We start from the raw sequence: 9,971 nt of genomic DNA, 5'->3' as shown, positions 1-9,971 counted from the left end.
TCGTACACTCCTATGCTGGTGTGGACTGTGACGAATTTGTTTCCTCCAGAGCGGAATACGGCGCAGAACTGACTGCATCTGTAGAATCTGGCAATGTATACGGCACTCAGTTCCACCCTGAAAAGAGCGGCGAAGTTGGTCTGAAAATTCTGAAAGCATTTTGTGAATTGTAAAGGGGGCGGCAATAGAATGGAATTATTTCCTGCAATTGACTTGATCGGCGGCTGTGCGGTGCGTCTGGTAAAGGGCGATTATGCACAGAAAACCGTTTATAGTGATAACCCTGCGGAGGTTGCCCGTTCCTTTGCGGCGGCAGGGGCGAAATACCTGCATGTGGTAGACCTGGAAGGCGCCAAAGACGGTGGTACGCCCAATCTGGAAACTATTAAAAATATCGTGGAAAAGGGCGGCCTGCTGGTAGAAGTGGGCGGCGGCATCCGTTCGGAAGAAGTCATCAAAAAATATCTGGATGCCGGCGTGTTCCGTGTCATTCTGGGTACAGCGGCGGTACAGAACCCTTTATTCTTAGAAGAAATGGTGCAGAAATACGGCGAAAAAATTGCCGTTGGCGTAGATATCAAGGATGGCATGGTTGCCATCAAAGGCTGGACAGAAGTATCTCAGGAAAGCTGTTTCGATTTCTGCGAAAAACTGCAGAAGATCGGCGTGAAAACAATCATCTGTACAGATATTTCCAAGGATGGTCTGCTTTCCGGCACAAATCTGGAACTGTATAAAGAACTTTCTGAAAAATTCTCCGTGGATATCGTTGCCAGCGGCGGCGTGACTACATTGGATGATGTGAAAAAACTGGCGGATATGGGCATGTACGGTGCTATTCTGGGCAAAGCCCTTTACACAGGCAACATCGACCTGAAAGCCGCTGTGTAGCTGACGAAGGGAGGAAATAACGCATGATCACAAAAAGAATCATTCCCTGTCTGGACGTAAAGGACGGCAGGGTGGTAAAAGGCGTGAAATTCGAGGGCCTTTCTGATGTTTCCTCTCCTGTGGAACTGGGTAAATATTACAGTGACTGTGGCGCGGATGAGTTGGTATTTTACGATATCACTGCATCTGCGGAAGGCAGAGCCCTCTTTACAGATATCCTGACAGAAGTGGCCCAGAATATCTTCATTCCTCTGACTGTGGGCGGCGGCATCAATACGCTGGATGATTTTGACCGTGTGCTGAAATGTGGCGCGGATAAAGTCAGCGTGAACAGCGGCGCCATCCGTAATCCCCAGCTGATCGAAGAAGCGGCAAAGAAATATGGCGACCAGTGTGTGGTGCTTTCTGTGGATGTCAAACGCGTGGATGGCAAATTTATGGTATTTGCCAAGGGCGGCAGAGAAAACACAGGCATGGAGGCGCTGGAATGGATCAAACGCTGTGTGGATATGGGCGCTGGTGAAGTTGTGGTAAATAGTATCGATACAGATGGTGTGAAACAGGGCTTCGATATCGAACTGCTGAAGCAGGTTTGCGCACTGGTGAACGTTCCTGTTATCGCTTCTGGCGGTGCGGGCTGTATCGAGGATTTCGTGACACTGTTCAACGAAATTCCTGATATTGACGCAGGCCTGGCGGCTTCTATCTTCCATTTTGGGGAAGTAAAGATTTCCGACCTGAAAGATACGCTTGCCGAGAACAACATCATCGTTAGACGATAATAAAGGAGTATGACTAATGCTTAATATAGACGACTTGAAATTCGACGAAAGGGGTCTCATCCCCGCTGTCGTTGTAGATACCTACAGCAAAAAGGTGCTGACTGTGGCTTATATGAACAAAGAAAGCCTGCAGATCAGTATGGAAGAAGGCAGAACCTGCTTCTGGTCCCGTTCCAGACAGGAATTGTGGAGAAAAGGCGATACCAGCGGCAATGTGCAGCACATCGTTTCCATTGTGGCAGACTGTGACAGAGATGCTCTGACGGTGGAAGTGGTGAAGGAAGGCCCTGCCTGCCATCTGGGCACAGAATCCTGTTTCAATGACCTTGTATATGTGAACCCCGTATACAATCAGTTCTCTGTGGACGGTCTGTATGAAATGCTGGTAGGCAGAAAAGTAAACAAGCCAGAAGGCTCCTATACTACATACCTGTTTGAAAAAGGCATCGATAAGATTCTGAAAAAGATCGGTGAGGAATGTACAGAAGTCATCATTGCATCCAAAGCGGAGGACAGAGCGGAAACCATCTATGAAATCGCGGATCTTGCTTATCATGTAATGGTAATGATGGTGGAACAGGGGATTTCTCTGGAAGATGTACGCAAAGAACTGGCAAGCAGACATGTTATTGACCACAAGGTAAAACAGGAGAAGATGACAAAATGATCAAATTTCCAAAAATGAATTATCATACCCATACCACCTACTGCGATGGGAAGGAAAGTGTGGAAAGCATGATTCAGGCGGCAATCGCCAAAGATTTCGTGCGCCTGGGCTTTTCCGGTCACTGTTTCAATGATTTTCGCCCGGAGGACCAGGAGGTATGGTGCATGAAGTCTGCGGAGATACCCAATTATCAGGCGGAAGTGCGCGCCATGGCGGAAAAATACAAGGATAAAATTGAAATCCTCTGCGGCGTGGAACAGGATTTCTGTTCTTCTGCTTCTACAGAAGGCTTCGATTACGTGATCGGTTCTGTCCACTATGCGGAAAAGGATGGCATGTATTACTGTGTGGATGAATCTCCTGAAGTTTTGGAAACAGCCATCAGAGAAGGTTTCGGTGGTGATCCTTACGCTCTGACGAAGCGTTTCTTTGAACAGGAAGCGGAAGTGGTGGCAAAGACCAACGCTACATTTATCGGGCATTTTGATTTGGTGACGAAATTCAATGAAGGCAATAAATACTTCGACCCCATGGATAAACGATACCGTGATGCAGCCTTGACGGCTATAGATGCCCTCATCGAAACGGGATGCCCCTTCGAGATCAACACAGGCGGCATGTACCGCGGACTTCGTACAGAAGCATACCCTTCCATCCAACTTTTGAAAGACTTGAAAGAAAGAAATGGCCAGATCCTGCTTTCCAGCGACAGCCACGATGGGAAGTCTCTGGGCTTCCGGTTTGCGGAAGTAGCGCAGGCGGCGAAGGAAATCGGTTTTAAAACGGTGAAGATTCTGACGAAAGATGGTTGGGACGACTTTGTTTTATGATAAAAAAGCGATACAACATTTGTTGTATCGCTTTTTTAAACCTGTTAATTAACCTTCACAGCGCATAGATTCAGCTGCTTCGGGGTTCTTTTCGGCATATTCTTTTGCCATATCTGCCAGAGTGATGCCGTCAACCACTTCATCCAGTGCATCCTTCATCTTTTTCCAGATAGACAGGGAAACACAATGGTCGTAATTAGCACAGTTGGGATGGTCTACACAATCCACAGGGGAAAGGGAGCCTTCCAGCACACGCAGCACTTCCCCTACAGTGGTCTGTTCAGGGGGATTTGTCAGGGTATAGCCGCCCTGAGCTCCGCGGAAACTTTTTACCAACCCAGATTTTGTCAAAGGGTTGATGATCTGTTCCAGATATTTTTCAGAGATCCCCTGATCCTTTGCGATCGCTTTCAGGGGGATCGTGCCTTTGTCGTAGTTTAAAGCCAATGCCAGCATCAGGCGGATGCCGTAGCGGCCTCTTGTTGAAATTTTCATAAAGTCACCTCGCTATTTTCAAAACACCAATTGGTGCTGTTAGTGGGTTCGATTATCATTCGTTTTCCTGCCAGCCTTTGCAGATATCCACCCATTCGACGCATTTGCCGTACTGATAGAGTTCATCGCAGGTCAGTTCGATGGCAGAATTACTGCTACCTGCTGCGGGGAATACAGTTTCGAAACGCTGCATGGAGATATCAGCATAAGCCTTTGTGCCTTCGGGAAGGGCAAAGGGGCAAACGCCGCCAACAGCATGTCCAGTTGCTTCCAATGTTTCCTCTGCGGAAAGCATTTTGGCTTTCAGGCCGAAAGTGTCTTTGAATTTGCGGTTGTCGATTTTTGTATCGCCGGCAACGCAAATGACGATAGGGCCTTCCTTGCTCATCAGGCACAGGGTTTTTGTGATGCGGGCAGGGATGACGCCTGCGGCTTCCGCAGCCAGTTCTACTGTTGCGCTGGACTGAGCAAATTCGATGGGGTCTTTGGGGCAGTTCATATCTTTCAGATATGCACGTACTTTTTCGATAGACATTGGGTATACCTCTCCTTTTGTTTCCTTTGCATATTTCGAGGGTCTCATCTCCCGAAAATTTAATATTTTTATTCAGCATATCAGAAAAGTAGGAATTATGCAAGGAAAATGCATGGGAAATCTATCGGAAGAAATAAAGATTGTTTTTATAGCTGAAATATGATATAATACTTCAATAATATTGGTATCAATATGCAAAGTCTTAAAGAAAATTCTAACCATGCGAGAGACAGAGCAATGATGATACAACCATGAAGAAGTCTTCTTATATCCCCGTATAAGAAGGCTTTTCTCTTTCTTGACGGGGAAGAGCGTTGATGCTATACTCAAAAATGGCTTAAATAAAATGAAATTAAGGAAGTTTTTTTATGATTCGAAATATACTGGAATATCTGGAAAAGACGGCAGAAAGACTGCCTGATAAAATCGCATTTTCCGGGACAGAAGGGGATATCACCTTCGCAGGCTTGGAAGAAACTGCAAAGCGTATTGGCACATATCTGACCCGTTTCGGCGGGAAGAACTGCCCTGTGGCGGTGATGATGCAGAAAACGCCTGTTTCCGTAGCGGCCTTCATGGGCGCGGTCTACAGCGGCAATTTCTATACACCTATCGATGTGACTATGCCCAAAGAACGTGTGCTTTCTATCCTGAACACACTGAAACCTCAGGTGCTTCTCATCGATGAAAAGAGCAAAAAGGTGGCAGACAGCCTTGGTTACGAAGGGGAAATCGTCATTCTGGAAGAAATTCTGGAAACGGAAATTGACGAAGAAATCCTGAAAAAAATTCGTCTCCGTGCTATCGATACAGACCCTCTGTATGCCCTGTTCACATCCGGTTCCACAGGCGTGCCCAAGGGCGTTGTTATCAGCCATCAGGCAGTTGTGAACCTGACAGAATGGTATACAGAAGCCTTTGACATCACAGACAAAGAAATCATCGGCAATCAGGCTCCGTTTTATTTTGACTCTTCCGTAAAGGATATCTATGCAGTGCTGAAAACAGGGGCGCAGATGGAGATCATCCCCAAAATGCTGTTCTCCTTCCCTAAAAAGTTGCTGGAACATCTGGAAGCAAAGAAAATCAACTATATCGACTGGGTACCTTCTGCATTGGGCATCGTCGTAAATACTGGTGCGCTGGAAAATTTTCAGCCTTCCTATCTGAAAAAAATCATGTTCTGTGGCGAAGCCATGCCTACAAAGCAGTTTAATATGTGGAGGGCGAAATATCCTAATGCTATGTTTGCAAACATATACGGCCCGACAGAAACCACTGTGGACTGCACATACTATATCGTAGACCGTGAATTTGCCGACGATGAACCACTGCCCATCGGCTATGGCTGTCGTAACACAGACGTATTCATCCTCAATGGCGACAGACTGGCGGAAGAGGGCGAAAGCGGCGAGCTTTGCGTCCGTGGCAGATGTCTGGCACTGGGATATTACAACAACCCTGAAAAAACAGCGGAAGCTTTTATCCAGAATCCTTTGAATCCTTATTATCCCGAAAAAATTTATAAAACAGGGGATATTGCGAAATATAATGAACGTGGGGAAATCATTTTCCTGGCGAGAAAAGATCATCAGATCAAACATATGGGACACCGCATCGAACTGGGCGAGATCGAAACAGCTATCAACTCTATTGATGCCATCAACACGGGCGTATGCCTCTACGATAATGAAACACAGCGCATCCTGCTCTTCTACTGCGGTGGGGAAGAAGCTACACAGGCCTATATCCTGAAAAAACTGCGTGATAAGGTTCCCAAGTATATGTTCCCCAATCTGATGATGAAATTGGAAAAAATGCCCCAGACTTTGAATGGAAAGATAGACAGATTGGCTTTGAAGGAGTATTATGATAACGATGGAAAAAATTCCTGATGGAATACAATGGGCGGATCAAATTGCCCAGTACCTTTCCAAAGGGATGCGGACAAATTTTTACGCCTCTGCGGAGGAATTTCTACCGGAATTAGAGCAGATTTCAAAACTGGAATTTGATGGCGGATGCTATCTGTTTCATGAGAAGGAAGATCAGATAGATTTCTATTTCTTCATGGAGAAAGAAGCAAGCCCCATCGAAATCCCTGAAATGGACAAGCCCCTTGTTCTGGAACAGGTAGCGTTGGCGAAAAATCCTCCCGATTCAGGAGAATGGGAAGCCATCGGCTTCGAAAACTATCTCCAGAGAAAGAGACTGTTCCTTTCTGCAAAGAAAACAGAAACGGAACAAAGAGAAGTTTCTTTTGCAAAAGTGGAAGAAGCAGAAGAAATCCTCGGCATGATGGAGCAGGCTTTTGAGCCTTATACCTCCGCATTACCTGATCTGGAAACGCTGAAAAAAGATTTGGCAGAAAACCGTGTCATCGCTGTCAGAGAATATGAAAAACTTATTGGATTTCTGCGCTTCGGCAGGGAAAAGAAGGTGTCTGTCCTCTGGCAGATCGTCGTTTCTCCCGAAGGGCGCGGCAAGGGCATCGGCAATTCGCTGGTACGTGACTGGGTTTTTCTGGAAAGAGAAGAAGTTGCGAAATTCCAACTTTGGGTCAGGGAGGATAATCCCCCTGCATTGAAAATGTATGAAAAACTGGGCTTCCTGCCGGACGGCAGAATCGCACCGGTGTTGTTGAAAAAATAAGAGAGAGAAGAAAGGAAAAGAGATATGGAAGCATTATTGAAAATTCTGGCAGAACTGAGACCTGACGTAGATTTTGAAGAAAACACAGAACTGGTAGACAGCGGCGAGCTGGATTCCTTCGATATCGTTTCTCTGGTCGGCGAACTGTGCGATGAATACGACATCGAAATCGGCGCTGATGATATCGTTCCCGAAAACTTCAATTCTGTAGAAGCTATCTGGGCTCTGGTTCAGAAACTGCAGGAAGATTAAGAAGGAGTTTAGAGCGGTATGGCATTTACATCATTTCGATTTATCGTTTTTCTTGTACTGGCTGCCGCAGCATATTTCCTGACACCGAAGCGTTGCCGATGGGTAACGCTTTTTGTTGCTAACTATGTTTTTTATTTTATTTCCGGCGGGAAGATATTCATCTACCTGCTGGCAACGACGATAACGACTTATCTGGCAACGGTGAAGATCGGCGATATGGCGGCAAAAAATAAAATCGCCTTCAACGAGGCAAAAGCCGAATTGGATAAAGAGGGCAAAAAGGCTTGGAAAGCGGAATTTACCAAGAAAAAGAAACGCATCCTTATCCCGACGGTGCTGTTTAACTTCGGTATTCTGGCTGTTCTGAAATATTCCGGCTTTGTAACAAGCAACCTGAATACGCTGTTTGCAAAAATTGGCATCGGTGCGGAACTGCCTGTGTTCGAATTCCTGCTGCCTTTGGGCATTTCCTTCTATACCTTCCAGTCCATGGGCTATCTCATCGACGTATACAGAGAAAAGCAGGAGCCTGAGAGAAACTTCTTCAAACTGGCACTGTTCATCTCTTTCTTCCCCCAGATCGTACAGGGGCCTATTTCCCGTTTTGGCACACTGGCGGAGCAGCTCTTCCGTCCCAATGAATTTTCCTATACCCGAATCAAATTTGGCGTACAGCTGATGTTGTGGGGTGCTTTTAAGAAAATGGTTATTGCGGACAGAGCGGCGATTTTAGTAGATAATGCTTTTGGTTTCCCTGAAACCTTCGGCGGTACTTATGTAGCCGTAGCGGCGTTGGTTTACGCCATCCAGATTTACGGCGATTTCTCCGGCGGTATCGATATCGCCACCGGTGCAGCCCAGATTTTCGGCGTGACTTTGGATAAGAACTTCGAACGACCTTATTTGGCTACATCCATCCCCGATTACTGGCGCAGATGGCACATGACATTGGGTGCATGGTTCCGTGATTATGTGTTCTATCCTTTGTCCCTGTCCAAATTCTTTATGCGACTGGGCAAAAAATGCAGAAAGATCCTGGGCAATTATGTGGGTAAATTGATTCCAGTGCTGATTCCCCAGTTCATCATTTTCTTCCTCATCGGTATCTGGCATGGGGCAGAATGGAAATATATCGCCTTTGGTTGTTATAACGGTACCCTCATCGTTCTGGGTATCCTGTTTGAACAGCCTTTGCAGAACCTCATCAAAAAACTGGATATCCGTACGGAATGCTTCAGCTGGAGACTGTTCCAGGTGCTGCGCACCCTGATTCTGGTCTGCATCGGTAAGATCATCACCCGTGCCCCCGGCGTTAGCGCAGCAAAAAATATGATCGTCTCCATGTTTACAGAGTGGGATATGACCCCCATCTGGGGCGGCGGTCTTCTGACCATGGGTCTGGATGTAAAAGACCTGTGGGTATTGTTCCTGTCCTGTCTGGTGCTGCTTTGTGTCAGCCTGATGCAGGAAAGCGGCATCAAGGTAAGAGAAACTCTGGCGAAGCAGAATCTTTACTTCCGCTGGGTGGTTTATCTGGGTGCGGTGTTCTCCCTGATCCTTTTTGGCGTTTATGGCCTCAACTATGACGCCGCCGACTTTATTTACAGGGGGTTCTAAGTATGAATAAGAAAGAGTGTTTGAAAATTATGGTAAGATGCGTAGCATTTGTAGTGGTTTTTTCTATGCTGTTTTCCAATGCAACGAACCTGTTGATGCGCCACGATGATGAATCCAACGAGATCCATGCTTTCTACAGCGAACCCGAGGATACCATTGACGTGCTTTATGTAGGCAGCAGCCCCCTCCTCAGGGGTGTTTCCCCCATGGTGATGTGGGATGAGCATGGTTTTACAGGTTATGTTCGTGCATCCGCTCTGCAGGCACCTGCGGTATCCTACGGCTTATTAGCAGAATCTCTGAAATACCAGAGCCCTGAACTGGTCGTTCTTCTCTGCGATAATATTTTCCTGGACTATGATTATGCGGAAAGAGAAGGGGACTTGCGTCGTGGTTTGGATGGTATGAAGATGTCCAAATACAAACTGGATATCATCCGTGAGGTCACAGCGGCGGATGAAAGACAGTCCATGCTGTCCTATGCTTTCCCTCTGATGCGCTACCACGACCGTTGGAAAGAAATCAACCTGGCGGAGGACGAGCCTGAACCTCTGCTGGAACATTCCTTCAAGAAGGGGAATGTGTATCTGAGAGACATTTCTCCTCAGGAATATCCTGAGAATTTTATGATTCCCACAGGTGAAGCGGCACCTGCTTTCAATGAAGATGCCCAGAGCTATATCGAAAAATCCATCGCCCTTTGCAACGAAAAGTACATTCCTGTGGTTCTGCTGCACTTGCCTAAGATGGCATGGACATATGAGCAAAGCGTGGCTGTGGAAGAATTTGCAAATGCAAACGGCGCAGTATACCTCGACCTTGACCGTGAGGAATACAGAAGCCAGCTGGGCTTAGACCCCGCTGTGGATTATTACGATCAGGGGCATATGAACCTGACAGGTGTTATCAAGGTTTCCGACTGGCTGGGTGACTGGCTGGATGCAACCTATGACCTGCCTGACCATAGAAATGATCCGGCCATCAGCGAAAGCTGGAATGCGGATTTAGCATTGTATAAAGAAAAAACTGGATTGTAATAAAAAAGCAGACCTTTCGGTCTGCTTTTTTATTTTATCTTTTATGATTCTTCTCTTTTTTTGCAATTTCGATATGCACTTTTTTATTTTTGATCTTCGCATTTTTCATGCCGTGCAGCACGTCACGCACGAATTCGCTGGGAACATCCACGAAAGTATAATCATCATACAGATCGATAGCACCCAGAGTTTTACCGGGAACACCTGCTTCGT

Annotated in this window: 12 protein-coding genes; 9 read left to right on the top strand and 3 right to left on the bottom strand. The window is 46.4% G+C overall.

Features of this window, described 5'->3' with window-relative positions:
- Positions 1-189 precede the first annotated feature (189 nt).
- From hisA to IJ369_RS04205, 4 genes are read left to right on the top strand one after another with little or no spacing between them, the layout of a single operon-like run.
- Positions 190-891, top strand: coding sequence for a 1-(5-phosphoribosyl)-5-[(5-phosphoribosylamino)methylideneamino]imidazole-4-carboxamide isomerase (gene hisA / locus IJ369_RS04220; protein WP_290716353.1), 702 nt, complete (start codon positions 190-192; stop codon positions 889-891).
- 23 nt (positions 892-914) lie between these two features.
- Positions 915-1,673, top strand: coding sequence for an imidazole glycerol phosphate synthase subunit HisF (hisF, locus tag IJ369_RS04215; RefSeq protein WP_290716350.1), 759 nt, complete (start codon positions 915-917; stop codon positions 1,671-1,673).
- A 16-nt stretch (positions 1,674-1,689) separates the two neighbouring features.
- Complete coding sequence (gene hisIE, locus IJ369_RS04210; protein WP_290716347.1) at positions 1,690-2,340, top strand: bifunctional phosphoribosyl-AMP cyclohydrolase/phosphoribosyl-ATP diphosphatase HisIE; 651 nt, start codon at positions 1,690-1,692, stop codon at positions 2,338-2,340.
- Positions 2,337-3,170 (top strand): histidinol-phosphatase, encoded by an 834-nt coding sequence (locus IJ369_RS04205; RefSeq protein ID WP_290716345.1) that lies wholly within the window; start codon positions 2,337-2,339, stop codon positions 3,168-3,170. The genes hisIE and IJ369_RS04205 overlap by 4 nt, the downstream gene beginning before the upstream one ends.
- 48 nt (positions 3,171-3,218) lie before the next feature.
- Here IJ369_RS04205 and IJ369_RS04200 read toward each other — a convergent pair whose 3' ends face one another.
- Both IJ369_RS04200 and IJ369_RS04195 read right to left on the bottom strand, forming a co-directional pair.
- Positions 3,219-3,665: an RrF2 family transcriptional regulator gene (locus IJ369_RS04200; protein WP_290716343.1), complete on the bottom strand. Its 447-nt coding sequence runs from the start codon at positions 3,663-3,665 to the stop codon at positions 3,219-3,221.
- A gap of 55 nt (positions 3,666-3,720) precedes the next feature.
- Positions 3,721-4,200, bottom strand: coding sequence for a YbaK/EbsC family protein (locus IJ369_RS04195; protein ID WP_290716341.1), 480 nt, complete (start codon positions 4,198-4,200; stop codon positions 3,721-3,723).
- A 368-nt stretch (positions 4,201-4,568) separates the two neighbouring features.
- On the opposite strand from IJ369_RS04195, the gene IJ369_RS04190 reads away from it, so the two are divergent.
- Genes IJ369_RS04190 through IJ369_RS04170 form a run of 5 tightly spaced genes read left to right on the top strand, consistent with a single transcriptional unit; the run spans position 4,569 to position 9,758 of the window.
- Complete coding sequence (locus IJ369_RS04190) at positions 4,569-6,095, top strand: amino acid adenylation domain-containing protein (protein WP_290716340.1); 1,527 nt, start codon at positions 4,569-4,571, stop codon at positions 6,093-6,095.
- Positions 6,070-6,852 (top strand): GNAT family N-acetyltransferase, encoded by a 783-nt coding sequence (locus tag IJ369_RS04185; RefSeq protein WP_290716337.1) that lies wholly within the window; start codon positions 6,070-6,072, stop codon positions 6,850-6,852. The genes IJ369_RS04190 and IJ369_RS04185 overlap by 26 nt, the downstream gene beginning before the upstream one ends.
- 24 nt (positions 6,853-6,876) lie before the next feature.
- Positions 6,877-7,104, top strand: coding sequence for an acyl carrier protein (locus tag IJ369_RS04180; RefSeq protein ID WP_290716335.1), 228 nt, complete (start codon positions 6,877-6,879; stop codon positions 7,102-7,104).
- Positions 7,105-7,122: 18 nt separating this feature from the next.
- Complete coding sequence (locus IJ369_RS04175; protein ID WP_290716332.1) at positions 7,123-8,721, top strand: MBOAT family O-acyltransferase; 1,599 nt, start codon at positions 7,123-7,125, stop codon at positions 8,719-8,721.
- Positions 8,722-8,723: 2 nt separating this feature from the next.
- Entirely contained in the window at positions 8,724-9,758 is a 1,035-nt protein-coding gene (locus tag IJ369_RS04170; protein WP_290716330.1) for a hypothetical protein, read from the top strand.
- Between the two features lie 34 nt (positions 9,759-9,792).
- Here the strand turns inward: IJ369_RS04170 and IJ369_RS10940 are convergent.
- Positions 9,793-9,971: DbpA RNA binding domain-containing protein (locus IJ369_RS10940; protein ID WP_290716356.1), on the bottom strand; the 179-nt coding region annotated here is incomplete at its 5' end.

This window comes from Anaerotignum sp. (assembly GCF_017483025.1).
GTDB lineage: Bacteria > Bacillota > Clostridia > Lachnospirales > Anaerotignaceae > Anaerotignum_A.
The sequence above is the reverse complement of the archived record's forward strand: the minus strand, read 5'-3'. Positions and strand labels throughout refer to the sequence as shown.

What these genes read in the sequence shown, in the direction of transcription:
- hisA (WP_290716353.1), top strand. Translation starts at nt 190, where the DNA reads ATGGAATTATTTCCTGCAATTGACTTGATCGGCGGCTGTGCGGTGCGT.
- hisF (WP_290716350.1), top strand. Translation starts at nt 915, where the DNA reads ATGATCACAAAAAGAATCATTCCCTGTCTGGACGTAAAGGACGGCAGG.
- hisIE (WP_290716347.1), top strand. Translation starts at nt 1,690, where the DNA reads ATGCTTAATATAGACGACTTGAAATTCGACGAAAGGGGTCTCATCCCC.
- IJ369_RS04205 (WP_290716345.1), top strand. Translation starts at nt 2,337, where the DNA reads ATGATCAAATTTCCAAAAATGAATTATCATACCCATACCACCTACTGC.
- IJ369_RS04200 (WP_290716343.1), bottom strand. Translation starts at nt 3,665, where the DNA reads ATGAAAATTTCAACAAGAGGCCGCTACGGCATCCGCCTGATGCTGGCA.
- IJ369_RS04195 (WP_290716341.1), bottom strand. Translation starts at nt 4,200, where the DNA reads ATGTCTATCGAAAAAGTACGTGCATATCTGAAAGATATGAACTGCCCC.
- IJ369_RS04190 (WP_290716340.1), top strand. Translation starts at nt 4,569, where the DNA reads ATGATTCGAAATATACTGGAATATCTGGAAAAGACGGCAGAAAGACTG.
- IJ369_RS04185 (WP_290716337.1), top strand. Translation starts at nt 6,070, where the DNA reads ATGATAACGATGGAAAAAATTCCTGATGGAATACAATGGGCGGATCAA.
- IJ369_RS04180 (WP_290716335.1), top strand. Translation starts at nt 6,877, where the DNA reads ATGGAAGCATTATTGAAAATTCTGGCAGAACTGAGACCTGACGTAGAT.
- IJ369_RS04175 (WP_290716332.1), top strand. Translation starts at nt 7,123, where the DNA reads ATGGCATTTACATCATTTCGATTTATCGTTTTTCTTGTACTGGCTGCC.
- IJ369_RS04170 (WP_290716330.1), top strand. Translation starts at nt 8,724, where the DNA reads ATGAATAAGAAAGAGTGTTTGAAAATTATGGTAAGATGCGTAGCATTT.